At 66.7% G+C, this 23096-nt stretch carries 22 protein-coding genes and 1 pseudogene; 7 read left to right on the top strand and 16 right to left on the bottom strand.

Annotated elements, in window-relative coordinates; translation table 11 throughout:
• Positions 1–55 precede the first annotated feature (55 nt).
• Entirely contained in the window at positions 56–211 is a 156-nt protein-coding gene (locus RIE32_04210; GenBank protein ID MEQ9095445.1) for a small basic protein, read from the bottom strand.
• Positions 212–313: 102 nt separating this feature from the next.
• A complete protein-coding gene (locus tag RIE32_04205) occupies positions 314–1336 on the bottom strand; it encodes a hypothetical protein (GenBank protein MEQ9095444.1) in 1023 nt (340 codons plus the stop codon).
• Positions 1337–1459: 123 nt separating this feature from the next.
• Between RIE32_04205 and RIE32_04200 the strand changes: the two genes are divergently transcribed.
• The gene (locus RIE32_04200) at positions 1460–2020 is read left to right on the top strand and encodes an NADH-quinone oxidoreductase subunit I (protein MEQ9095443.1); all 561 of its coding nucleotides are present in this window, start codon (positions 1460–1462) and stop codon (positions 2018–2020) included.
• Positions 2021–2369: 349 nt separating this feature from the next.
• Positions 2370–3014 carry a hypothetical protein gene (locus RIE32_04195; protein MEQ9095442.1) on the top strand — a complete coding sequence of 215 codons (645 nt, stop codon included), beginning with the start codon at positions 2370–2372 and terminating at the stop codon, positions 3012–3014.
• Between the two features lie 125 nt (positions 3015–3139).
• Here the strand turns inward: RIE32_04195 and pyrF are convergent, their stop codons facing one another.
• Entirely contained in the window at positions 3140–4021 is an 882-nt protein-coding gene (gene pyrF, locus RIE32_04190) for an orotidine-5'-phosphate decarboxylase (protein MEQ9095441.1), read from the bottom strand.
• A gap of 54 nt (positions 4022–4075) precedes the next feature.
• Here pyrF and RIE32_04185 point away from each other — a divergent pair, with 54 nt between their 5' ends.
• Genes RIE32_04185 through RIE32_04170 form a run of 4 tightly spaced genes read left to right on the top strand, consistent with a single transcriptional unit; the run spans position 4076 to position 7381 of the window.
• Positions 4076–4420 (top strand): DUF971 domain-containing protein, encoded by a 345-nt coding sequence (locus tag RIE32_04185; GenBank protein MEQ9095440.1) that lies wholly within the window; start codon positions 4076–4078, stop codon positions 4418–4420.
• On the top strand, positions 4417–6573 hold the full coding sequence (gene recG, locus RIE32_04180; GenBank protein MEQ9095439.1) for an ATP-dependent DNA helicase RecG: 2157 nt from the start codon (positions 4417–4419) through the stop codon (positions 6571–6573). The genes RIE32_04185 and recG overlap by 4 nt, the downstream gene beginning before the upstream one ends.
• 18 nt (positions 6574–6591) lie before the next feature.
• Positions 6592–7140 carry a hypothetical protein gene (locus RIE32_04175; GenBank protein MEQ9095438.1) on the top strand — a complete coding sequence of 183 codons (549 nt, stop codon included), beginning with the start codon at positions 6592–6594 and terminating at the stop codon, positions 7138–7140.
• The gene (locus tag RIE32_04170; GenBank protein ID MEQ9095437.1) at positions 7130–7381 is read left to right on the top strand and encodes a hypothetical protein; all 252 of its coding nucleotides are present in this window, start codon (positions 7130–7132) and stop codon (positions 7379–7381) included. Before RIE32_04175 ends, RIE32_04170 begins: the two co-directional genes overlap by 11 nt.
• Here RIE32_04170 and RIE32_04165 read toward each other — a convergent pair.
• On the bottom strand, positions 7370–8815 hold the full coding sequence (locus tag RIE32_04165; protein ID MEQ9095436.1) for a radical SAM protein: 1446 nt from the start codon (positions 8813–8815) through the stop codon (positions 7370–7372). The two genes, RIE32_04170 and RIE32_04165, sit on opposite strands and share 12 nt — an antisense overlap.
• 262 nt (positions 8816–9077) lie before the next feature.
• On the opposite strand from RIE32_04165, the gene RIE32_04160 reads away from it, so the two are divergent.
• Positions 9078–9980: a hypothetical protein gene (locus tag RIE32_04160; GenBank protein MEQ9095435.1), complete on the top strand. Its 903-nt coding sequence runs from the start codon at positions 9078–9080 to the stop codon at positions 9978–9980.
• A gap of 9 nt (positions 9981–9989) precedes the next feature.
• On the opposite strand, the gene RIE32_04155 is transcribed toward RIE32_04160, so the two are convergent.
• The 12 genes and pseudogenes from RIE32_04155 to flgA form a co-directional block, all read right to left on the bottom strand.
• Positions 9990–10949: a tyrosine recombinase gene (locus RIE32_04155; protein ID MEQ9095434.1), complete on the bottom strand. Its 960-nt coding sequence runs from the start codon at positions 10947–10949 to the stop codon at positions 9990–9992.
• Between the two features lie 104 nt (positions 10950–11053).
• Positions 11054–12577, bottom strand: a complete 1524-nt coding sequence (locus tag RIE32_04150; GenBank protein ID MEQ9095433.1) for a flagellin — start codon at positions 12575–12577, stop codon at positions 11054–11056.
• A gap of 284 nt (positions 12578–12861) precedes the next feature.
• Complete coding sequence (locus RIE32_04145; protein ID MEQ9095432.1) at positions 12862–14421, bottom strand: flagellin; 1560 nt, start codon at positions 14419–14421, stop codon at positions 12862–12864.
• Between the two features lie 289 nt (positions 14422–14710).
• Positions 14711–14884: pseudogene (gene csrA / locus RIE32_04140) on the bottom strand (carbon storage regulator CsrA).
• 67 nt (positions 14885–14951) lie between these two features.
• Complete coding sequence (locus RIE32_04135; GenBank protein MEQ9095431.1) at positions 14952–15401, bottom strand: flagellar assembly protein FliW; 450 nt, start codon at positions 15399–15401, stop codon at positions 14952–14954.
• Between the two features lie 83 nt (positions 15402–15484).
• Positions 15485–17533 carry a flagellin gene (locus RIE32_04130; protein MEQ9095430.1) on the bottom strand — a complete coding sequence of 683 codons (2049 nt, stop codon included), beginning with the start codon at positions 17531–17533 and terminating at the stop codon, positions 15485–15487.
• A gap of 40 nt (positions 17534–17573) precedes the next feature.
• Positions 17574–19316: a flagellar hook-associated protein FlgK gene (gene flgK / locus RIE32_04125; GenBank protein ID MEQ9095429.1), complete on the bottom strand. Its 1743-nt coding sequence runs from the start codon at positions 19314–19316 to the stop codon at positions 17574–17576.
• A gap of 42 nt (positions 19317–19358) precedes the next feature.
• Complete coding sequence (flgN, locus tag RIE32_04120) at positions 19359–19871, bottom strand: flagellar export chaperone FlgN (protein ID MEQ9095428.1); 513 nt, start codon at positions 19869–19871, stop codon at positions 19359–19361.
• Entirely contained in the window at positions 19868–20221 is a 354-nt protein-coding gene (locus RIE32_04115; GenBank protein ID MEQ9095427.1) for a hypothetical protein, read from the bottom strand. Before RIE32_04115 ends, flgN begins: the two co-directional genes overlap by 4 nt.
• 4 nt (positions 20222–20225) lie before the next feature.
• Complete coding sequence (locus RIE32_04110; GenBank protein ID MEQ9095426.1) at positions 20226–21347, bottom strand: flagellar basal body P-ring protein FlgI; 1122 nt, start codon at positions 21345–21347, stop codon at positions 20226–20228.
• A 30-nt stretch (positions 21348–21377) separates the two neighbouring features.
• Positions 21378–22043, bottom strand: a complete 666-nt coding sequence (locus RIE32_04105) for a flagellar basal body L-ring protein FlgH (protein MEQ9095425.1) — start codon at positions 22041–22043, stop codon at positions 21378–21380.
• The gene (flgA, locus tag RIE32_04100; protein ID MEQ9095424.1) at positions 22040–23077 is read right to left on the bottom strand and encodes a flagellar basal body P-ring formation chaperone FlgA; all 1038 of its coding nucleotides are present in this window, start codon (positions 23075–23077) and stop codon (positions 22040–22042) included. The genes RIE32_04105 and flgA overlap by 4 nt, the downstream gene beginning before the upstream one ends.
• Positions 23078–23096 lie beyond the last annotated feature (19 nt).

Below are 23096 nucleotides of genomic sequence, written 5' to 3'. Positions count from 1 at the left end.
CATCAACGGCAAAAGCGCTGTCCGGCGAGGAATCGATGGGATGGAGTAAGCCAGATCAATGCACGCGGACCTTCGGAAGGCCCAGGGCCCTCTTTTCGTCCTTGGGCATCTTCTTCTCGGCCAGCAGCTTGGCGACTCGCTCGGCCCGCGTAAGGACCGACCGCTTCTGAACCAAGGCGCCACCCGTGCGAAGCGAACTGTGAAGGCTCATGACCGATTCTCCAAGCAAGAACAGCCCCGGCCGATTCGCCGGCCCGGGCGGAGATGATAGACGAGGTGCGTTCCTCGGGCCAGCCCGCTGGCTCCACCGTCCTCAGCCGTCGAAGCGGATCCAGAGTTGCCCGCGGGGGGTATATGGGCCGCCGAGTTCCTGGGGCGTCTGGTCGAGCAGGCGAACGACCCGGTCCTCGTGCTCGCGACGCTGGGGGCCCATCGCACGATACTGGCCGCTGGGCACCGCCATGGCGGTATAAAGCCCATAGCCCAGGCGCCCCTCGTCGATGGCCATCGCGGGCACCCCGTTCCGGGCCAGATGCAGCGCCAGGCCGCGGGCTCGCTCGAGATCCATCCCGCTGGCCAGCTTCAGGTAGTTGTTGCCCGCCTCACGTACGTCGGTCAGGACATCGACCGCCGCCGGGGGCGACGGCCTGGCTTCGGGCTGCTGAGTCGGCTGCTCGGCTTCGGCCTGCACCGGCGGAGATTGGTCAGGGGTCTGGCGTTCAACGGTTTCGATGCCCGACAGCGGCGTCGGGTCGGTGGGTTGGTCCTGTTGCGCCGGATCATCCAGCGGATCCCGGATCGGTCCCGCCTGGCCGGCCCGATCGAGGTAGGCGCCCAGTTCGGCCTTCTGGTTGCGTTCGCCCAGGTTGTATCCAAGGGCCCAGACGCCCACGACCAGCAGCACAACCGCGACCAATGCGCCATACAGCCACAGCATCCGCACGCGCACCGAGCTCTGAGGATGCATGCCCGACCAGTCGGCTGCCCCCGCGGCACGCTCGGGCTTGGGCGTCGGTTGGCTCGATTCAGGCTTGGGCTTAACGGGCTTGGCCTTGGGCGCGGCGGCGGGATTCTCCTTGCGGGCCGGGCGTTCGGGCGTGACCGCCGGCGAACCGATGTCCTCGATGGCGGTGGACTTCTCAGATTTTTGGGGCTTGCTCTCGACCGCCCCGGCCGCATGTCCCGCGCCAGTGGATGAGTCGTGCGCGGGCGTTTCGCTTGGCTTCGATGGATGGCCAGAAAGCACGCCCGATCGTCCGTTGCCGCCTGGGCGGCCCTGGCGAGAGCCATCATCTTGCTGGAGCAACTCAAATAGTGGGGGGCGGCGGCTTGCCATACCAACAGTCTATCTCGGCCCGAGGCCGCGTCGTCCATCGGCTTTCCGGGCGATTTCTTCCGGGGCGGCGTTTCCCGCCACGCCGCCGTCGACCCGATCATTCCATGCCCTATCATCGGCCCCATGACCGTGCCAGAACAGGACATCCTGCGGATCGCACCCCCGCCCATGACGACCACCGAGCGGCTCTACGTCCGAGAGGTCGTGGTCGGCTTTGGCACCACGATGCGGCACTTCTTCACCAGCTTCGGCCAGGGCGTCCTGCCCGGCAAGAACACCAACCGCACCATGCAGTACCCCGAGGTGCGGCGGGAGGACCTCCCCGTAGAGGAGGGCGGCCAGAACGCCAGCAACTTCCGCGGCGTGCACCGCCTGAACCGCGATGAGGAAGGCCGCGTCAAGTGCGTGGCCTGCATGATGTGCCCGACCATCTGTCCGGCCAATTGCATCCACATCGTGGCCGAGGAGAGCCCCTGGGACGACCGCGAGAAGTACCCCAAGAAGTTCGAGATCGATGAGCTTCGCTGCATCTTCTGCGGCATGTGCGAAGAGGCCTGCCCCGTCGACGCCATCGAGCTCACGACCGAGTACGACATCACCGGCCAGAGCCGCCAGGAGCTGATCTTCGATAAGGAGAAGCTCCTGCACGTCTACGACGTGACCATCGACAAGAAGCCGATGTGAACTCGGCCTGCACGACCACACCCAAACACAACCAAGCCACGTCATGTTGCGAATGTGCGACGGCGGGCAGTGCTGGTTATGGGACTTGTTGGTTTCCGTCAACAAACGACCGATAATTTTCAGGTCTTGCCCTTGCACGTCGTGCAACCGTGAAAATGGGTAGTTTTGAAGACTGCGTCCGCATAATTTGGCGGTCAAGGTCAGAAAACTCTCTGGATTCCTAGCAGAAGATCGGTTAGCCTGTAAGCTAAGAGGAGATTGTCCCGATCCCAAAGGGAGACTGGGCGGCCGCACAGGCCGAATGTCGGGATGGACCGAACGGGCGCCTTGCCCATGAGGAGATGCAGAGATGGGTCGTACCACGCTTATTGCTGTTGCTGGCGTTGCCGCCACGGCCGCCGTTGCCAACGCTCAGGCCATACTGACGTTTGGCTTCACCGACGTCAACGGTTCGTTCACCGCGAGCGATAGCTCGTTTACCGGCGCTTCCGACGCGACCACGTCGGGCGACGTGACCCGCTTGGCCAGCCCCGGCGGTACCGCGGTCTTCGAGCCCGGGTTTGCTGGAACCGGCGCCGCCGACTTCAGCTTCGACATCGACGTGATGATCACCGGTGCCGGCACCGCTGACGGCGACGGCACGTTCACCATTGTCGATGTCCACGGCGAGACCCTGTCGGGCACCATCGACGGCGAGTTCGTCCAGCTCGGCTCGGGCGGCATCATCGCCTTCAACGGCCTGCTGTCCGGCGTCGATTTTAACGACGTCAGCGGCGACGGCACGTTCGACGGCCCGACCGCCGGCTCGTTCTCGACCGACCTGCCCGGCGAGGCGCCCTACGACGGCGCCCTGGTCCAGCTGTTTATCAGCGGCTCGTCCGGCTTCTTCGACGCCGACTTCACCGGCGTCTCGACTCAGGTGAGTGGCGAGGTCATCCCTGCTCCCGCCTCGCTGGGCCTCGGTGGGCTTGCGGCCGCCCGTCGCCGCCGCTAAGGCTCGAATTCGCCTCGGTCGCCTCCCTCGACCGAGATAACTGACCCATCACCGGCAAGGCCTCATGGGCTTGTCGGTTTTTCATTGCGCGCATTGTGTGGCGAACAACCCGGCAGGTGCGCGTTCTATTGAACCGAAGCGCCGGCCGGTACGGCCATGGCGGTACGGAGGTGGCCGTTCAGTTCGGCGGCAGCCGCGGCCACGCCGTCAAACCACGACGGACCCGGCGCCGGGTAGATTACCGATCGACTGGCCGTCGGCAGCAGCCCGCGCGTCGGATCTTCGCCGGTGTGGCTCGGGTGCTTCGCAAAAGCGCAAAGGTCCGAGACGCTCGCGCCCTGAGCCCCGAGCCCCGGCAACAGGAAGAGCTGGTCGGGCATCACTGCCCGCAGCACGGCCGATTGGGCGTGCTGCGTCGCCCCGACGACCGCGTGAACGCCTGGCCTCGACCGTCCGAGTTCGGCCACGAGTTGGCCCACGTGCATGGCAAGGGTGCCGCCGGAGCGCAACGGCACGTCCTGCACGTCGGCCGACCCCGGATTGCTCGTCCTGACCAGCACGAACACGGCAAGGCCGGCCTCGAGGTAGGGCTCGATGGTCTCGATGCCCAGATAGGCATTCACCGTGATCGCGTGGGCGCCCAGGCCCGCCGCCGCGGCGGCGTAGTGACGTGCCGAGATGCCGATGTCTCCGCGCTTGGCGTCCAGGATTACCGCAAGCCCCGCCTCGCGAGCGGCCTGGATGCTTGCTTCCAGTGCGATCAGGCCGGGCGCCCCCAAACGCTCGTAGCAGGCCGACTGAAACTTCACCGCGCTGGCGGCGGGGGCAATGGCCTCGACCACGCCCTTGGAGAACGCTTCGAAACGCGAGGCGGGCTCGCCATCGGCGAATTGCGCGGGAAGCTGCTCCAGCACCGGATCGATGCCGACGCAAAGGGGAGCGCCGCAGCGGGCGTGGGCGAGATGGAGCGTGCGGTCGAACTCGGTTGCGGCGCTATCGTTTTGCATGCCCTTGACGATAGAGCGCCCACACGCTGCGTGCGGCTGCCCGAGACGAGCCCGATGACCCAGGAACCCGCCCCCACCAGCCTGGAACTCGATCGCGAGAAGGGCCTCTTGGTACGCTGGCAGGACGGGGCCGAGTCGTTCTATCCGCTGGCCTACCTGCGCCGCATGTCTCCTTCGGCCGACATGCGCCAACTGCGCGATGAAATGCAGTCCAATCCGCTCGTGGTCGTGCCCGATAGCGGGTCGAGCTCCGAGCTCCGCGCCGTCGACGCCCAGCTCGTCGGTAGGTACGCCATCCGCGTGACGTTCTCCGACGGGCACCGCACCGGCATCTTCAGTTGGGACTACCTCCGCTCGATCGACCCGGCCGCGAGCGAGCAGGAAGACGCTCCAGGATGACCGAGCAGACTCTGAGCCTGACCAGCCCGCTCATCGAGCTGCCCGGCGTGGGCCCCCGCCGGGCCAGGCAACTGGCTGCGCTCGGGCTGACCAACATCGGCAAGCTGGTCGCCCACCTGCCTGCCCGGCACGAATGGCACGAACCTACGCGGCCTATCGGCGAACTCGCGGAGGGCGAGCAGGGCTCGGCGGTGGGGGAGATCACCTCCACGCGGATGGCCGGCCGGTTTCCCAAGCAGCGGCTTCAGGCCAAGCTCACCGACGACAGCGGATCGATCGACCTTGTCTGGTTCAACGGCGGGTATCTTCGCAAGCAGATCCAGCCCGGCGTGCGGTTGCGTGTGCAGGGCAAGGTTGCCCTCTACAACCACCACCCGCAGATGGCCAACCCCGCCTTCGACGTGCTGCCCGAGTCCGAAGAAGCGGCCGCCGAGGCCACCGGCGAACTCGACCGCCGCCTCGTGCCCGTATACCCGGCCGGCGAGGGTCTGAAGAGCCCCGCCATCGCCGCCGCCATTGCGAGTGCGCTCCCCGCGGCGCTGCCGTTGATCGACGACCACCTGACCGAGGAGTTCCGCGACCACCACGCCCTGCCGGAGCTTCGCGAGGCGTATCGCATGCAGCACACGCCTGCGGACGAGGACGAGGTCGCCGTTTCGCGGCGTCGCCTCGCCTACGACGAGCTGCTCATGCTGCAACTGGGCGTGCAATTGCGGCGGGCCGAACTCCGCCAGGAGGGCCGGGCAATCGCGCTCCGAACAGACGCGGCGCTGCACGACCGCATCCTGTCGCGGCTGCCCTACACGCCCACGCCAGGCCAACTCGCCGCGATGCACGAACTCGCCGGCGACCTGGGCCAGACCACGCCGGCCAACCGGCTCATCCAGGGCGACGTCGGCTCGGGCAAGACAATGGTGGCCGCGTACGCGATGCTCATGGCGGTTGCGACCGGTCACCAGGCGGCGCTCATGGCGCCCACCGAGATCCTGGCTGAGCAGCACGAGCGATCGCTGCGCGCCATGTTGAAGAACGCGGACGTACGAATCTCGATGCTCACTGGCGCCCTCAACGCTGCCGAGCGACAACGTGTGCTGGCCGACCTCGCCATGGGGCACACCGACATCGTCGTGGGCACGCACGCGTTGCTGACAGATGTCGTGAAGTTCAAGAGTCTTGCACTTGCCATCATCGACGAGCAGCACCGCTTCGGCGTGCACCAGCGTGCCGCCCTGCGAGAGAAGGCCGGCAAGACGATTCCCCACACGCTGGTCATGACCGCCACGCCCATCCCACGCACGCTGGCCATCAGCGTGCTGGGCGACCTGGACGTCACCACCATCGGCGACATGCCCCCGGGCCGCAAGCCCGTGCACACCGAGCACATCCCCGGCCCGACGCGTGCGTGGGCGTACGAGCGGCTGCGCGAGCACGTCGGTAAGGGTGGGCTGGGTTTCGTGGTCGCGCCCGCAATCGGCGACAGCACCCAACAGCTCGAATTGGGCGGCCAGAGCGAGACGGACGCCAGCAAGGAACCGGTCGTCGGCGTGCTCGACCTCATCAAGGAACTCGAAGCCGGGCCGCTGGCGGGTCTGCGCCTCGGCTTGCTGCACGGCAAGATGCCCACCGCTGCGCGTGAGGCGGTCATGGAGCGCTTCCGTAGCGGCGAGATTCAGGTATTGGTCGCCACCACGATCGTTGAGGTCGGCGTTGACGTGCCGGGTGCCACATGCATGGTCATCGAACAAGCCGATCGATTCGGCCTTGCCCAACTCCATCAGCTTCGCGGCCGAGTCGGGCGCGGCGGTATTCCAGAGGGCCTGCGCGCCGAGTGCCTGCTGGTGGCCGAGCCCACGACCGACGTGGGTACGCGCCGCATGAAGGCCATCGCGAGCACCAGCGACGGCTTCAAGCTTGCCGAGGTCGACTTCGCCCTGCGCGGTCCGGGCGAGATGTTCGGCTCGCGGCAATCGGGCGCCTTGCCCTTGCGGGTGGCCGACCTGGTGCGCGACGCAGAGCTGCTCGAACTGGCCCGCCGCGATGCGCAAGCGTGGGTCGCTCTATCCCCCAAACTGGGGAACGCTGAGGACGCGGTGCTTAAGCGGCGCGTGCTGCGGACCGTGGGCGAATGGCTCGGGCTTGCCGACGTGGGGTGACCGGGGCACAATACCCGCGTGAACGATCGCGGGGGCGAGCCAAACAACGGGCACGAACGGTTGCACGCTCGGCTGCAGGCGGCGGTTGGTGATCGGACGTTCCGCCGCATCGGCCAGATGACCAATACCCACCCTGAAACGGTTCGGCGGTACCTGAGCGGGCACGCGCCGAGCGTGGACTTCGTCTCACGGCTCTCCGACTCGCTCGGGCTCAACATCAACTGGGTGCTGACCGGCCGCGGGCCCATGCGACAGGCCCAGATCAAGCCGCACGTGCTGCGCGAGGCCAACGCCACCGACCTGCTCACGCACGTGGCGCTGGCCATCGAGCGGCTCGAATCACGGATGGAACGGCTGGAACGCTACACTCAGGTGCTCGAGACGATGGTCCGCCAGGGTGCTTCGCCGCAAACATCATCGTCCGTAGAGGTCGAGCCCAAGCCGTCAGAGGGTGATCATGGCAGCCCAGCCGAAGCCCAGCAGCAAGGACGAGAAGGCGACGCCCAATCGCGGGCCGAGTCCGTCGCCGACGCTCTCGCCGAGCGACCACGTCCAGATGCTCGTTGAACTGCTGCGGCCCGCGGGGGCCGAACTCGGCCGGCGCTGGCTAGCGTGCCTCATGCTCGCGCCCGAGCACGAGCGACAGGCCATCGTCGACTCGGTCGAGCGTCGCATGTCCGAGTTGTACCTGAAGCCGGACGAGGCTCGCAGGGTCAACATCGCGCACCCGCCGGAGCAGCGCGATGGCTTCATCGAGCAGAAGTTCACGACCTACCAAGCGAGAGAGCCGGACGACTCAGTCGGTTGAGCCGGCGCTAACCGTGAGCGTGGCCGATGACGCCTCGGCGGGCGCCTGCGTGTGCAGCTTGCGGGCGCGGTGCTCGCTCCAGTCGGTCACCTGCAGGTCGGGGCTGTCCGGACCATCGTGCGTGCGGATGACGTCGTAGGTGTTGTCGCGCTGCGACGGGACATAACCCGCGTCGCGGATCAGTCGGCACAGCACGGGCTCATTCAGGCAATACGTCGTGCCGGCAGACGACACCACGTTTTCTTCCATCATCACGCTGCCCATGTCGTTGGCGCCGAACTTCAGGCCGACCTGCCCGACGTGCGGGCCCATGGTCACCCAACTGCTTCCGATCGAGTAGATGTTGTCGAGCATGAGCCGGCTGAGTGCCTGGGTGCGCAGATACTGCGTCGCGCCCGCCAGCCGCAGGCGTCGCCCGAAGTCGGGGTGCATGTCCTTCGTGCCGCTGCCGTCGAGCTGCGCGACGATATCGCCAGGAAATTCGCCCTCATCGTCCTCGCCCTGGCCCCATTCGCGCAGGCGGCCCAGCGCCGTATTCTCGCGCTGGAAGGGCCAACTGATGAACGCCTTGTAGTGCCCGAAGCTGGGCGTGGCGATGGGCTCGCCCGGGCCGGCGTCCATCGGATCGCGAGCCCCGCCCTCGAGCAGCGCCCGATCCTGCCACTCGCGGACAAGCCGCATGTGGTGCACGCGGTCGGCCAGCCCCTCGATGTGGCCGAACATCATCGTGGCGCTGGTGAACATGCCCAGCGTGTGGGCCACGTACATGCACGTCAGCCACGCCTCGGCGTCGCACTTGCCCAAGCCGATCTTGCGGCGAACCGCCGGCGCGAAGATCTCGCCGCCGCCGCCGGGCAGGCTGTCCAGCCCGGCCTCGCGCAAGCGCACCATGACCCAGCGGATCTTGTCTTCCAGCGTCGAGCCGGGCGGGTTGAAGAAGTGCACGAACTCGATGAACTCCGGCGGGCTGAACGCGTGGATGTGGATGTGCGGGAAGCGTTCCTTGATCCCGTTGAGGAGTCCCAGGTACCAGTCCAGCGGCAGAGCCGGGTTCATGCCGCCCTGCATCAGGATCTGCGTGCCGCCGATATCGCTCAATTCGGCGATCTTCTCGTAGATGTCCTCGTACTCGAGGGTGTACGAGTCGTGGTCCTCGGCGTCCCGCCGGAAGGCGCAGAAGATACACTTGGCGCTGCACACGTTCGTGTAGTTGATGTTGCGGTCGATCACGTACGTCCGATACGTGTCGCCATGCACCTGCCGGCACCGCGCGTCCGCCCAGCGGCCCAACTCGGCCAGCGGCATCGTCTCGAGGATCGAGAGCGCTTGCTGCGGCGTCAGGCGGGCCCGGCCGTGCACGACGGCATCGAGCAGCCCACGATCGTCGGCCGGCAAATGATCGTGTTGGGGAGGCGGTGCGTAGATCGAGGCCATGGGTCCTCCGAAAGGGTGAGGCTTCTCGCTGGCATTGTTGACGCCAGGAGCCCGTCGGTACAGCATACTTTCAGAAATATTTGAAACTCACACCCCGGGTCCGATCTTCCCGGAATCTGCACCGCAATTGCCGTTGACGACGACGGTAGCGGCGGCGCAGGCAGGTTTGAGGCTGCCACAGCCGGGAGTCCCTGGGATGCCGCCGGCTTTGAATCGATACCCCATTGAGCGGCGCCGCGCGCGTCGCTGGAGGATCGAGCCAATGCCTTACTCCCCCCGTCCCCACGTCTCGGGGGCCCTGGTGCAGCTTCGAACGACCGTGACCTGGTCGGCGATGGCCGTCATCCTGGCCGCCGTGCTCCAGATGCTCTCGTTCGGCTTCGTCCACTTCACGGACGTTCGCTGGACCGTGCTCGAAACTCCGCCCACGGCGCAGCAACTCACCGTGGTGACTGCAGAACCGGGAACCGCAGAAGCCCGCAGCACGAGGGCCGGCCGCGCCAGCCGCGGCGCCCGACAGGTGCAGACCGAGCCCGAGAAGGTTCTCAGTCGCTGGGACGGCACGCTGCGAACCTTCACGGATGCCTCGGCCTCCATCGGCCTCATCTCCGCCGCCACGCTCTGGGTGGCCGTCGGACTGGGAACGGTCGTGGCTGGCGGCGGCAGCGTGCCAGGCGTGGAGCAGACCGTCAGAGCCAGCACCTGGGCCACCGTGCTGGGCTTCTCGTCGTTACCGTTGATCGTGAACTTGCCCGGCCTGCCATTGAACGGCACGTTCGTCAGTTATCAGACAATGTTGGCCGCAAGCGAAGGCAGCCAGCGGCTCGACACCGTGGCGCTGCTGGCCTCGCACGTCGCCCTCCCGCTGATCGCGGCGGTGCTGGCCGGCTACACGCTCCTGTGCTTCCGCGAAGGCGTGGAGGCTGGGGTGATCGTGCGATCCGTTAGCGAATTGGACCGCAAACTCGACAAGGAACTCGAGACGATTCGCTCCACGGGCATCGGCAGCAACCACGGGCAACGCACCGTGGGCGTGGTCGACCGGCCCATGGGCGACGATGGCTCCACAGAGGCCGATCGACCCAAGTCGCGTTCGTGGGTATCAGACCGGGATCGAGGCATGGGCGACGCCCGGCCCGGCAACCCGCTTCGCCGTCCCATGTAGCCGCGAAGCCTAACCCAACGGCAGGTGCTTGCTGACCACCTCCTGGAGGCGATCGGCATCCAGGTGCGTGTAGATCTCCGTCGTCGCAATGCTGGCATGGCCCAGCATCTCCTGCACCACGCGGAGATCGGCGCCGCCCGTCATCAGGTGCGTCGCGAAGCTGTGCCGGAGCATGTGGGGGTGGATGCCGGCGAGCCCCACCCGCTTGGCCCAGCGGTTCACGATGACCCACACGGCCGTGCGTTCCAGTGGCCTTCCGGTCCGAGATAGAAAGAGCCTGCCGCGGTGGGGGGCGCCTCGTTCGACGAGCCTTGGCCTGCATTCCTGGCGGTATCGGGCGATCCAGTGGACGGCCGGCATGCCCATCGGCACGACGCGTTCCTTATCGCCCTTGCCCCGAACCCGGAGGATGGCCACGTCTCGCACGGGATCGTCGTCGGCCAGTTCGCACAGCTCGGTCGCGCGCACGCCGCACGCGTACATGAGCTCGAGCATGGCACGATCCCGCAACCACAACGGCGGGCCCTTGCCGTGCTCGGGCGGGTGGGGCGCCTCCACGAGCGTGGTCACCTGGCTGGGTGAGAGGGTCTTGGGCAGCCGGCGCCAGCGGGCAGGTCGCAGCAGCGGCTCGGTAGGGTCCTCGGCGATCAGGCCGCGAGCGTACAGCCATCGGCACCAGGCTCGGATGCTTGCAAGATGACGCGCCAGGCTCGGCGCCTTCAGGCCGTTCTGGCTGGACAAGCGACCCAGGTGGTCGGCTAGCGCACGGGGGTGGATCTGGGCAGGATCAGCGATGCCGTGCTCGACCAGGTCGCCGGCCAAGTCACGGAGGTCTCTCGCGTAGGCCAGCCGCGTGTTGTGGCTCAGGCCGCACTCGATGCGCAGGAACGCCAGGAAGCCGCGGAGGGCCTCCTGATAGCCCGAAGGCAACTCATCCATGCCCGGAATGTCCAGCGGGTTCTCGGCCACGCCCTTCCTATCGGCAGGCCGGGTAGGCCCATGGCAAAAGGCCCGCCCCGAGATCGGGACGGGCCTTCAAAGGTGCGTGATTCAGGCGGTCAAGCCTACCGGGCTTAGCCCAGCAGCTGGAGGACCGACTGCGGCTGGCTGTTGGCCAGCGAGAGGATGTTGGTGGTCGACGAGACCAGGATCTGGCTGCGAGTCAGCTGGGCCGTCTCGGTTGCAAAGTCGGTATCACGGATGACCGACTCGGCCGCACGGGTGTTCTCCAGCGAGATCGACAGGCTGCGGATGGTCGCACCGACGGTGTTCTTCTGGAACGCGCCGAGGCGGCCACGCAGGGTCGAGACCTGCTCGATGGCCTGCTCCACGACCTTCTGGGCGCCCGACAGGTCGTCGCCCTCGGCCAGGTTGAGCGACTTGCCCGAGGCCAGATCGCCCAAGAAGCCATCGGTCGAGTTGCCCAGGTTCCGAACGGCGACGTTCGAGATGCCCAGGCTCACCTTGCCGGCCACGTCGACTTGTCCAGCGAGCTGGAAGTCGGCGCCACCACCGGTGATCTGGAGCGTGGGCTCGCCCGAGCTTGCCTCAACGGCCCCCAGCGTCTGCGAGGAGGTGGTATCGAGCGTCAGCTCGACGTCGAGGAAGTCGGTGTTGATGCGCAGGTTCTTGCCGTCGGCCACGGCGCGAATGCCGTTGATCGTGCCGGCGATGTCCTGGCCCAGATCGCGAACCTCGTTGGTCGCGTTGGCGAAGGTGCTGCGGATGGTGGTATCGGCGGTGCCGAAGTCCTCATCCTCGAGATCGTAGATGCCCACGCCGGTGCCCTGGATGCTGGCATCGTCGAGGACCTTGACCGAGACGAACTCGTCGTCGCCGAATTCGTCGCTGCTCAGCAGGATGCCGGTGCCCGACACGGTGGCCGTGACGCCGGTCACCTCGCTGAAGTTGTTGATGGCCGCGGCGATGTCGGCGTTGGCCACGCCCGAGCTGAAGCTGAACTCGCGGCTGCCCAGGCGGCCGCCGATCTCGATGCGGAAGTCGTCGCCGCTGCCGTTGAGATCGAGGCTGCCGGTGGTCGACAGGAAGAAGCCGGCCTGCTGGGCCGACTGGGTGACCAGGGCGTCGATATCCAGGGTGGCGCTCTCGAACTTGGCGCCGTTGATCTTGAAGTCGGTCACCTCGCTGGCGACGTTCTGGGCGCGGTAGTCGAAGCTGCCGTTGAGCAGCTTGGTGCCCTGGAAGCTGGTGGCCGAGGCGATGCGGTCGATGGTCTGCAGGATCGAATCGACCTGCTGCTGGTTGGCCAGCTTCTCCTGCTCGCCCAGGCCGGCCTGGTTGGCCGTGGTGGTCAACAGGCCCTGGAGCTCGTTGAGCAGGTTGGAAACCTCCTGAAGACCACCCTCGGCGATGTTGACCACCTGATCGGCGCGCTCGGCGTTGCCGATGGCGGCGGTCAGCGCGGTGGCTTCGGCGCGGAGGTTTTCAGAAGCGATCAAGCCCGCGGGGTCATCCTTACCCCTGTTGATGCGGGTACCGGTGGACAGTCGCTCCAGCGACTGGTTCAGGTTCTTGTTGTTCATGCCAAGCACACGCTGGGCAAGAAGCGACTGCACGTTCGTGTTGATCCGGCTCATGACGACGATCCTCCGTGAACCCGTGCCCCGCATACCTGCGACACCGGGCGTCACTCGGGGCAGCGGCCCCGTCCTTCGCACGCCGCCGCCCTGGCTTCCGTACCAGGTGCTGGCCCGTGCGTTGGTGGTTGGATCGACGGTTCCAAAACGCCAATTCAGTTCGTCTTGGCGAAAATCGAAAAATCACCGCCCAACGCGACGCGGCCCGGGGCAAACCGGGCCATGTCGCGTGCGATGAGAGTCTGATAACCGCTCGGAAGCGGGCTTGTGCTAAGTTATAGGTCCTAGCCGAGCAGCTGGAGCACGTTCTGGGCCTGCTGGTTGGCCAGTCCAAGGACCGTCGTCCCCGAGCTCGCCAGGATCTGGGCCCGCGTCAGCAAGCTGGTTTCCTTGGCGAAGTCCGCGTCGCGGATCAGCGATTCGCTGGCCGTCAGATTCTCGACCGCCAGCGAGAGCGAACGGATGTTGGTCTGGAGCGTGTTCCGCTCGAAGGAGCCCAGCCGACCGCGGACGATGGTGATCTCATCGATGGCCGTGTCCGTGATACGGCTGGCGGCGGTGAAGTTGCCGCGGTCCTTGCTGCTGGCCAGGCTGTTCTCCCGGCCCGACTTGAGCGACTCGAGGAACTCGAGCGACCCATCCACGATGGTGCCGCCCAGCCGGGAGGCCGCCACCGAATTGATGCCAAAGTTCACCTGCTGCTGGGCCACGACCTCCGAGCCCAGTTGGAAGAGCGAACCACCGCCGGTGATGTCGAACGTCGAGGTCTCGCCGGCACGGGTGGCGAAGGCTTCGGTCAGGATGAGGTCGACCGACAGGCTGGTGCTGTTGGTGGTGACGTTCAGGCCATCGCCGTTTGCCAGGGCGCCATTGATGATCGCCTGGACGTCGCGTCCCTGATCTCGCACGGCGGTCTGCAAATCTGAGCCCACACTGCCCCACGGGAACGGGTCGTTGTCGCCCACGGCCAATTCATCGGCGAACTTGTAGGTCTGCCAGGCGCCACCCGAGGGCGGCTGCTGGAGCCGCTCGACCGACACGAACGAGCGGCTGCCATAGTCCTCACTGAAGAAGACCAGGCCGCTGACGGGATTGCCGTTGATCAGCTCGGCGGTCACGCCCGTGGAAGGCGTCAGGCGGTTGATGGCGCTGGCGACCTCGGTGTAGCTCTGGCCCGAAGTGAACTCGAGGCTCACGACGCCGTCGGGCCCGCGCACTTCAAGGATGACCGTGGAGAGGATGGTGCCGTTGCCGGGAGCACCGGGCGTTGGCAGATCTCCACGGACGTACAGGCCACCCTGCTGGGCCGAATTGAGGATTTCGATGTTGACGTCCAGCGAGTCTCCCTGGGAGAAGCTCGCGGCTCGCACGTTGGTCTTCGCGACGGCCGAGGTGGCGATGCCCGAGGTCTGGTAGCCAAGGGAGCCATCCAGCAATCGAAGATCGCCGAACCGCGCGGTGTCGGCGATGCGCGTGATCGAATCGATAGCCGAGTCGATCTGTGCCTGGTTGGCGGCGATCTCCTCGTCGGAGAAGGCGCCGGTGTTGGCCGCTTCGACCACAAGGGCCTTGATCGAGTTGAGCAACTCGTTGATCTCGGTGAGCGACCCTTCGGTCGTGGCGATCACGGCCGAGGCTCGCTCGGAGTTCTTGATGCCCTGTTCGGCGCCGCGGATGTTGGAGCGGAGCCGTTCGGAAATGATCAGCCCAGCGGGGTCGTCGGCGCCGCGGTTGATCCGCAGTCCCGTCGAGAGTCGCTCGAGCCTGGTATCCAGCTCGCGGTTGGTCCGCGAGAGGTTTGATCGGGCGATCATGCTGGGGACGTTGGTGTTGATGCGAGTCATCGCGATCCTCCGTGAGCCACAGCCGCACTCCGTCGCGGCCTGCTGGAACTATCCGTCGATGCGACGTGGGCTACCGGCCCGCAAGGCGTGCGGACGGTCAGGTGGAAGCCTGCCTCCGTGTGTCGTTCTTGGTCGGCGCAGGGCGCTGGGACAGGGGCGTGGCATCCGAGCCGTGCGTACCCGTCGATCCGTTGCTCTGCCCGATGCGTCCGGCCGGGCTGAGCCCGGCACGGCGTCCCGGCCTGACCGCCGAACTGAGGGCGCCAAACTCGTTGCCCTGCGCCTCGGCGGCTCGCTTGTTCTCGGCCTTGATGGCCTCGTAAACCTCTTTGCGGTGAACGGCGACCTGGGCCGGGGCGTTGATGCCCAGCCGAACCTTGTCGCCACGGATATCGACGATGGTGATCTCCACCGCGTCGCCGATCATGATCGTCTCGTCTCGTTGCCTTGACAGCACCAGCATCCGTGCGCTCCGTCCCCCCATCAGTGGGGGTGTTGATGTGGCTCCGTTCCTTCATCGCCACGTGCCGTCAGGCCGTTGCGGCCTTGCCCTGTTCGACGCCCACCTGCATGATGGTGTGCCTGGTCGACCAGCGCTTGTCGGCGAGCACCAGTTGTTGCCCGCTCAGGTTCAGGGTGTTGATGAGCAGTGGGCCCTGCAGATTGGCCGTCAGGACCTCGCCCACCTTGTTGACGATCACGAACACTTGAGCGTCGTCCATCTTCTCGATGCTCAGGGCCTCGGCCTGTTCAGGACGGATCGGCACCTCGTACTCCTTGAAGAACAGCGCCGGGTCGGTCAGCACGAACGCCAGGGCGGGTTCGTCGACGGACTGGAGCCAGAAGAAGCACGCATCTTCTCCGGGTTCAAGCAGGCAATACCGCTTGTGATCGGGGAAGCCCAGGAGGCCCTGGGGAAACGTGATGACCTTGTCGTCGGCGATATCCACCACGCCGAATCGGGTCGTCTTGACTTGCATGCCGTACTCCTCCGGCCGGGCTTTCGCCCACGTTGTGTGCCGATGTCGTTCCTACCGAATCGTCCGATCCATGACTGGGGTACTCACCCCAGGAAGTCGAGCAGTGATTGCTGGCGGCTCGTGGCCGTCACCTGGAGTGCCGCCTGGAGTTGCACCTGCAATTGGCTGAGTTCGATCGCCGCCCTGGCGAAGTCGGTGTCCTGCAGCCCGCTGCGTGTTGCCTCGTCCAGAAGCACGATGTCCTCCCGCAGTTCGTGGGCCTCCTGCACCCGTTGTGCATTGCCTCCCACGATGGCCCGTACCTGGGCGATCTCGCTCAGGCGGGACTCGACGGCTTCTCCCGCAAAAGTGATGCCAACTTCGTCGTCATCCAGCAGGCTCTGGCGCAGATCCAGCAGATCGCTGAAGATATTGCGCACCCGAACCTGCGCTACGTCCCGGCCGACCATGGCCGAACCTTCGGGGTCGTACGTGGCCCCCTCCAGCCCCAGGTCACGCAAGGCAGGCGAGCTGTTCAGCGCCTCGATCTGGAGCGGGCCGGCGATGCCCGGGCCCTGGCGCATCGCCAGGCCACCCGGACCGGTCTCGACCAGGCCCGCCTCGAACTCGCCCGGCACCGTGAAGCCAGCGTTGACGGCAGCTTCGTTGATCCGCTGGGTGATCGATGCCATCGTGGTCAGGTCTTCGGGCCGAAGATCAACGTCGAAGCTGCGACCATCGCCCAGGGTCACGCGGAAGTCGGTATTGCGATCGGGATCGACGACGCCCGTCTCGGGATCGGCCTGGCCGTCGATGATCCGAACGCCGCGGCCGTCGTTCAGGCTGGAAACCTCGGTATCTGCTGAGAAACTCCGCACGCCCAGGCGCTGGGCGGTGTCGAAGTTGCCCGCGACTTCCTCCACGCTCAGGCCGTTGCCTACCGCGACGGCCAGATCACTGACCAGGTCGATCGTGTTGTTGTTCGCGTTTAATTCCACCCTGACGCCAAGGCCCGTCGCTTCGACGGCGACTCGGATGTCCTGGATGGTCTCGGCCTCGCTCAGGTCCACAATCTCGCTCTGTCCGCCATTGCGGATGCGGATCTGGCCCAGCGGAAGGTCATCGATGGTGGGGATGGGGCTCAGCCAGCTCAATCGGGGGTTCAGGTCCTCGCCCTGACCGCTGGCGGCTGTGAAGGCGCCACCGCCGACCAGCCCGAGATCGGCCGCCGTGTTGCCCTGGGCCACCTCGGAGAACCTGAGTGCGGGCACCGGTCCGGTCGCGTCCTCTTCCAACAAGTCGATGCGCAAAGACCGCGCCTCGAAGCGCACGCCCTGCGGGCCCAGCAGCGTCCGACCCGTGCGATCCTCCACGCGGCGGATGCCCGCCTCGATGGCGTCGGAGATGTCGCCGGCCACGTCCGCACCGCTCAGGTCGATGCGCTCAGTTTCGCCGCCGATGGCCAATTCGATCGTGCCGAGTTGAATGCCCAGGCCGCGAGCGCCGCGAAGGTCGTCGATGGGCGTATCGCGCTCGACCGGTGGCACGAGCTCGGTGAAGCCGCGCACCCGGGCCGACGTACCACCCAGCGGGCTTCCCGGGCCGAGCGTCAGGGGCACGTCGATCCCCGGCCCCAGGTCGATCTTCAGTCCGTCGCCCGACGCGCCAAAGCGGTAGCCGCCGAGCATCTGGGTGACCGGCTGGTTGCCCGGGTGGTCTCCGCCGAACATGTGGCCCACGTTGCTCTTGCGATTGGAGACCTCGAGCACCTTGTCGAGGAGCCCCTGGACCGTGACGGCGGCGCCGGCGCGATCCTCGGCGTTGAAGGTGGTGTTGACATACTCAAGTGCGATGCTCTTGGCTTCCAGCCCGGCATTCTGCGCATCGTCCAGCGCCCCATCCAGCAGGTCCAGGGCCGTGCCCGCGGTCTGGAAGTTCCGCAGCCACTGGTTGGAGCGGTCCAGCGACTGGTTAATTGAAGTGATGGTCGCGGCCCGCACGGGGTCGTCGCTCACGCGGTTGATCTCTCGACCCGTCGCGAGTTGCTGCTGGACGTTGAACAGGTCGACGTTATTGCGATTGATGCGGTCGAGCTGCATCTGCGCGAGAAACAGCGTGGGCGCTCTCGAGAGGCCGGCGGGAATGGAGCTCATGGCCTACCTCCGATCATCGGGATGAACCAGCAACGACGCATCAACGGAAGATCCCCAGCAGTTCCTGCTGCAACTGATCGACGACCGAGATGAAGCGGGCTGCGCCCTGGTAGGCCTGCTGATGTGTCACCAGGTTGATGGCTTCCTCGTCCAGGCTTACGCCGCTCACGGCCGCTCGCTGGGCTTCGATCGATTCGCGCACGACCGCGGCCGCTTCGGCATTGGTCCGAGCCGCGTCGACCTGGGCGCCGACGTCGCCTGCGACGGTGCTCCAGAACTCATTGAGCCCCTGGCCGCCCAGTGCATCGAAGCCACGATCCTGCAACTGGGCCATGTCCAGCGCGGCGGCATTCTCCCGGAACTCGCCGTCCGAGCCAATCCGGCCGACCTGGAGCCGGGAGGGATCATCGGCGATGTCGGCGCGGACGGCGATGTTGTCTGCCGCCGTGCCCTCGAAGAACGCGTTCATGCCGATGGCGCCCAGCAGGCCGCTGCTGTCCTCGCTGAAACTGAACCGGGCGCCGTTTTCTCCGGTCACGCGAAGTCGGCCGTCGGCGGTGAAGCTGGCTTCGAGGCCGTTTACCTGGTCGAGCGCTTGTCGGATCGATTCCATGGACGCATCGTCGATGGTGCCCGCCGCGCCGTCGCTACCAAGCCGATCCAGGTCCACCTCGATGCGCGTTGCTGCGCTCGTGCCCGTTGCCGGGTTGCGCACGTGCACGAGGAATGACCCGTTGCTGATCTGAAAGGGCAGGTCGGCGGTGGTGGGGTTGCCCGCGTCGTTGAGGGCCAGGAGCCGGTCTTCCGGCGGGGTGCGCAGCTGGCTGGTCGCTTCGGCCAGTCCATCGGGCCCGGTCGCCGTCGCGTGGATCCGATTGGTCTGGAAGATCAGTTCGGCTGCGAGGCGATCGAGCTGCTCCAGCGTCTCGCCCACCGCGTTCTGCCTCGCGTCCATCAGAGCGCCGACCTGGCCCGAAAGCACCGGCAGCGCCGAGCCGTCGGCTCGGGTTCGCAGCGTGACCTGCTCGATACCGTCGACCGATTCGCGACGAAGCTCGATGCCCCGGCTGTCCCCGGCCAGCACCATGGGCGTGCTGCCGACGTACACGTCGACGATACCCGACTCGCGTTCGACCGTGTCGATGTCGATCAGGCCGGCCAATTCGTCGAGCACGCGGTCGCGTTGGTCCTGGAGCGTTGAGGTGTCGCCGCCGCCCACCCGCGCCCGAGCGATGTTCTTGTTGATGGCGGCCACCTCGCTGAGCAGATCATCGACCCGGGGCACGAGGGTGTCGAGCTGGCCGTCGGTTAGTCGCTTTTGCTCGGCCAGGTCTTGCCGAAGCCGCTTGATGTTGCTGACCAGCGTCTCGGCCTGCTGCACGACGACGCCATCGGAGGCGACCAGCGTGGATCGATCGGACCACGAGCCGAAGAACTCGGTGAGCTGGCTGGTCAGCCCGGTTTCGCTGAGCTCTCCGATCGCCGACTCGAGCGATGCCAGGGTCTGCAGCGTTTGATTCGATTCGCGCTCCCGCGCGATCTGACCGCGCAGCCTGGCCACCACGGCCTCATCGATGACGCGGTTGAGCGACGACGCCGAAACGCCGTTGCCGGCCTGGAGCCGCTGGAACGGATCATTGGACTCGACCGGAGAAAGCAGCAGCGATCGACGCGCATAACCCGGGGTGGCCACGTTGGCCATGTTGTTGCCGGTGACCTGAACGCCCAGCTGATGGGTCGACAGGGCGCTGGCGCCGATGCGCAGGGCGGAGGTCAGGCCCATGTCGTGGCCCCCTCGTGCAGGCGGGTAGCTGCATGTTGCATGTCAGGACACAAGATCGATCCCCCGTGGCGCTTGGCCGCTGGCGAGCGTTCCGGTTGATGCGTAGACGCCCGCTCGGTTCATGTGCGCCAGCACCTGGCGTGCCAATCCATCGAGGTGGGCCATCACGCCCTGTGCCGCCGCATGCACGATGCGCTGGTGCTTCTGGCAGTCCAGGATCGCGCGGCGGGCATGATCCGCCGTCTCCCGCAAGGCTCGGCCGACGTCTGTATCGTGCGCTCCGACCGCGCGCGAAAGGTCCGCCATGCTGGCGCGCTGGGGCAGCTTCAATGCATGGCACAGGTCCGTCACCGCTTGCCGGCGGGCCTCTTCGGCATCGGCCAGTTCGCGGCCAACGGCACGCTGTCGCTCGGCGATCTGCCCAACGTCGTCGGTTTGCATCTTGCTGATTGCCCGCCGTTGCTCGCCAGCCAGCCCGGCGAGCGCCTCGTTGGCGCGCGCGATGGAGTCGATGGCAACAACGAGTTGGTTCGCCTTCTCCAGCACTGCGCTCATGCCAGGATTCCCCCGGCCTGTTGTGCCTGCCGAGCCGTCAGGTCCGACTCGAGGCGGTCGACGAGCGGGAACCGGGAAGCCCGGACGATCTGCCGGCTCATCACGCGATCCATGATCTCGCCGAAGTGCTTCTCGCCCGGACCGGGCGCAAACGGCGGCGCCGCGTTGTTGCTCTCGCGCATCTGGGCCAGCATGGGCTCCACGAATGCCATGGCGACGAAGTCCTCGGCGGCGCGTCGGGCCGATCCGGCAGCCTTGGGATTCGCATCATCGCGAGCGATGACCGCCGAGAAGTCGCGCTGGCGCTCCTGCATGACCGGGGCGGGAGTAATGGGGGGGCTCACGCGCATGGTGTCACTCCTCAATGAACTCGGCATGCAGAGCGCCGCTGCGATCCATCATCTCGAGGATCTCGATCTGCTCGGCCACGGGCATCTCAAGGGCGCGGAAGGCCGCGAGCAGATCGCTCAGCTTGGCCGTCTGCGTGCCTTCGGGCGTCGATGACAGGCCCGTCCAGCGTTCCTCGCTCGTGATGGGCGCCTGCGCCGTTGCGACGGGCGCCGGCTGGGTCACGGTCAGTTGCAGAGCGTGGTGCGCGACGCCGACGGGGCTGATGTCAACATTGGCCGTCGCCACGATCGCGCCCGCTTCCCGGTTGACGATGACCCGTGCCGGGAGCTTGAGCAGGTCGGGATCGCGCACGCGGCGTGTCATGATGAAGTCAAGGAATTGCGGCAGGGCCCCGCGATCGGCCTCGGGCACCGTGATTCGAACGATCCGGTCGTCGATCGGCTTGGCCACCGGCGGAAGGTCCAGCGCATCGGAGTTGTAGTACGCATCGTTGATCGTCGAGGCGACGAGCGAGGTAGCCGAGTAGCCGGCATACTGGATCTTGACTTTCAGTTCAAACTCCGAGCCGATCTGTACCGGCGTGATGTTGGTGACCAGCTCGACGCCCTGGCGGATGCGGGCCCGTTGCAAGGCCGTCTCGTCATCGACGATCAGCGTACCGCGCGCAAACCCGGCAAGCTCGCCGCCGGGGGTGGCGTGCCGCAGGGGCGCGATCATCAGCTCGCCGCCCTCAAGGCTCGTGGCGCCATTGAAGGCCGTGATCGTCGCGGTGAACGTGTCGCCGACACGCCCGCCGGTGTTCGGAATCCGAGCACGAACCCACACCATGGCGACCGAGCGTGCGTCGGCCAGTTCCTGGGGGTTCGCCACGGCCATGCCCTGGCTGCGCATCAGGGCCATCAACGCCTCGCGCGTCGCGCTGTCTTCCAGCGGGTCGCCCGTGCCGCTCAGGCCCGAGACCAGCCCAAGCCCGAACAGTTCCGTACTGGTGGCGTCGGCGAACTCGACCAATTCGCGGACGTCGAGTTCGGCGCGTCGCGGCAGCGCCTGGGGCGTTCCGACCTGCGCGATCGCGGGTGCGACGGCGAGCAGGAGGGCCAGGATGATTGGTGTCGTGGAGCGCATGATGCCTCGCTTTCGCGTCTCCGCCTCGATCTAGAAGGGCAGGATCCACTCAACAAAACGGGTCAGGGGCCCCTTGCTCGCCGCGCGAGAAACATCGCCCTCGTGCTTGACCTCGAGCCGGAGATCCGCCAGTTGGTTGCTCTGGATGGTGTTCTGCTGGGTGATGTCCTCGGACCGGCAGTTGCCACTGAGGATGACCGTCTTGGTCTCGTCGTCCGACGCGGTGAATCGTCGCGCCTCCAGCACGAGCACGCCGTTGGGCTTGACGTCGATCACGGTTGCGCTCAGCCGATCCGTGATGCGGTCGGTCCGCTCGTACTCGCCTTCGCCCTCGAACTCCCGTTCGGCGGCGTACCGGAGCAGTTCCAGATCGCTGATGCTGCTTTCCCGCAGACGCAAGTCGAGCAGGTCCTCGATGCTCAGCGTGGCGCCGATGCTCGCGTTGCCCTCGGTTTCCTTCGTGGTCTCGAGCGTCTGTTCGCTGGTTTGTGTCGAAGACTCATTGACGATGATCGTGACGATATCGTGGATCTTGAAAGTCTTTGGCTCGGGCGGACGCACGGCAAACAGCGAGACGCCATACAGGTTCTCGGCCGGATCGCGCTCGACGGCCGGCGGATCGGCCATGCGCGAGAGCTGGGCGCCGGCGGGCAAGGCCACCACCAGGGCAACAAGGATCGAAAGCCGATGCGTCATTGCCGCGTTCCTCCGCTCACCATGACCGCCGCGCCCGGGCCTTCCACACGCGCCTGGAATCGCACGCGATCGGCACGCGTCGGGGCGATCTTCTCGAACTCGATGATCTCGCCCGGCCGACCGTCGGCGCGCGCTCGCGCCAGCATCATCACGGTCACCGTGGGCGTGATGACGCGAACCTGGACACGCTCGCCCCGCTCGATCGCGACGCTCGCATGCACGTCCGAGGCCTTCACGACCGCGCCGGACTTCAGGTTGGCGGCCGCCTCGCGACCGATGACCTCGTCGGCGTCAGCCGGGGCGCTGCCCGCATCCAACCATCGCTGCTCCAGCCGGACGTCGCTGGCGTTCAGGACCTGCCGCTTTCGGACGTCGCGGGCGAGCACGGCCACGTTGCGGCGGATGCGCACGCTGGCCTCGGCACGTCCGCGGACGACGGCGCTCGCCTGCTCGTCGTACATCACGATCTCCAGCCGCATGCGGTCCGAGAGGCCCGCGTCGTCGAAGTAGGGCGTCAGGCCGGCCGTGGCATGATCAAGCAGCCCCTCGGTCGCCGAGGTCCAGCGGACCTCCAGGTCATGCAGCGGCGCCTTGAATCGCTGGGCGATCCACCGCTCGGCCAGGTCTCGCACCGTGCCCGGGGTTGCCGGGCGATCAACGCGCTCATCGTTGCCGCCCGCGCCTTCTCCATCGCTCGCCATCGCGACCGATCGGACGTAGCACGGGCCGCCCCGCAGTTCGAGCAGGCCCCAACTCGCCTCGGCGCCTTCCAGCATCGAGCGCAGGGCTTGCGCGTCGATCCTGCGCCATCCGGCCGCATCGGCGCTCAGGGTGTCCAGTTCGATCGGGGTTGGGCCCAGGTCCTGGGCGTGCGAGCCGCGCAGCTCGGCGATATCGGCCAGCGTGAGGCCTTCTTCCAGGCCCACGAGCACCGTCGAACGCAGCTCGATGGTCGAGGGATCTTGGCCGGCGACGCGTACGGCGGCGGCCAGGCAGGCCAGGGTGGCCAGAAGGATGGTGCGAATGCTGCGCATGGCGGATCTCCGGCCATGC

This window comes from Phycisphaerales bacterium (genome assembly GCA_040221175.1).
Taxonomy (GTDB): domain Bacteria; phylum Planctomycetota; class Phycisphaerae; order Phycisphaerales; family UBA1924; genus JAHCJI01.
The sequence above is the reverse complement of the archived record's forward strand: the minus strand, read 5'-3'. Positions and strand labels throughout refer to the sequence as shown.

Excerpts from the sequence above, each read along its gene's own strand:
- RIE32_04210 (MEQ9095445.1), bottom strand. The coding sequence starts at position 211 with ATGAGCCTTCACAGTTCGCTTCGCACGGGTGGCGCCTTGGTTCAGAAG.
- RIE32_04205 (MEQ9095444.1), bottom strand. The coding sequence starts at position 1,336 with ATGGCAAGCCGCCGCCCCCCACTATTTGAGTTGCTCCAGCAAGATGAT.
- RIE32_04200 (MEQ9095443.1), top strand. The coding sequence starts at position 1,460 with ATGACCGTGCCAGAACAGGACATCCTGCGGATCGCACCCCCGCCCATG.
- RIE32_04195 (MEQ9095442.1), top strand. The coding sequence starts at position 2,370 with ATGGGTCGTACCACGCTTATTGCTGTTGCTGGCGTTGCCGCCACGGCC.
- pyrF (MEQ9095441.1), bottom strand. The coding sequence starts at position 4,021 with ATGCAAAACGATAGCGCCGCAACCGAGTTCGACCGCACGCTCCATCTC.
- RIE32_04185 (MEQ9095440.1), top strand. The coding sequence starts at position 4,076 with ATGACCCAGGAACCCGCCCCCACCAGCCTGGAACTCGATCGCGAGAAG.
- recG (MEQ9095439.1), top strand. The coding sequence starts at position 4,417 with ATGACCGAGCAGACTCTGAGCCTGACCAGCCCGCTCATCGAGCTGCCC.
- RIE32_04170 (MEQ9095437.1), top strand. The coding sequence starts at position 7,130 with ATGCTCGTTGAACTGCTGCGGCCCGCGGGGGCCGAACTCGGCCGGCGC.
- RIE32_04165 (MEQ9095436.1), bottom strand. The coding sequence starts at position 8,815 with ATGGCCTCGATCTACGCACCGCCTCCCCAACACGATCATTTGCCGGCC.
- RIE32_04160 (MEQ9095435.1), top strand. The coding sequence starts at position 9,078 with ATGCCTTACTCCCCCCGTCCCCACGTCTCGGGGGCCCTGGTGCAGCTT.
- RIE32_04150 (MEQ9095433.1), bottom strand. The coding sequence starts at position 12,577 with ATGAGCCGGATCAACACGAACGTGCAGTCGCTTCTTGCCCAGCGTGTG.
- RIE32_04145 (MEQ9095432.1), bottom strand. The coding sequence starts at position 14,421 with ATGACTCGCATCAACACCAACGTCCCCAGCATGATCGCCCGATCAAAC.
- RIE32_04135 (MEQ9095431.1), bottom strand. The coding sequence starts at position 15,401 with ATGCAAGTCAAGACGACCCGATTCGGCGTGGTGGATATCGCCGACGAC.
- RIE32_04130 (MEQ9095430.1), bottom strand. The coding sequence starts at position 17,533 with ATGAGCTCCATTCCCGCCGGCCTCTCGAGAGCGCCCACGCTGTTTCTC.
- flgK (MEQ9095429.1), bottom strand. The coding sequence starts at position 19,316 with ATGGGCCTGACCTCCGCCCTGCGCATCGGCGCCAGCGCCCTGTCGACC.
- flgN (MEQ9095428.1), bottom strand. The coding sequence starts at position 19,871 with ATGAGCGCAGTGCTGGAGAAGGCGAACCAACTCGTTGTTGCCATCGAC.
- RIE32_04115 (MEQ9095427.1), bottom strand. The coding sequence starts at position 20,221 with ATGCGCGTGAGCCCCCCCATTACTCCCGCCCCGGTCATGCAGGAGCGC.
- RIE32_04110 (MEQ9095426.1), bottom strand. The coding sequence starts at position 21,347 with ATGCGCTCCACGACACCAATCATCCTGGCCCTCCTGCTCGCCGTCGCA.
- RIE32_04105 (MEQ9095425.1), bottom strand. The coding sequence starts at position 22,043 with ATGACGCATCGGCTTTCGATCCTTGTTGCCCTGGTGGTGGCCTTGCCC.
- flgA (MEQ9095424.1), bottom strand. The coding sequence starts at position 23,077 with ATGCGCAGCATTCGCACCATCCTTCTGGCCACCCTGGCCTGCCTGGCC.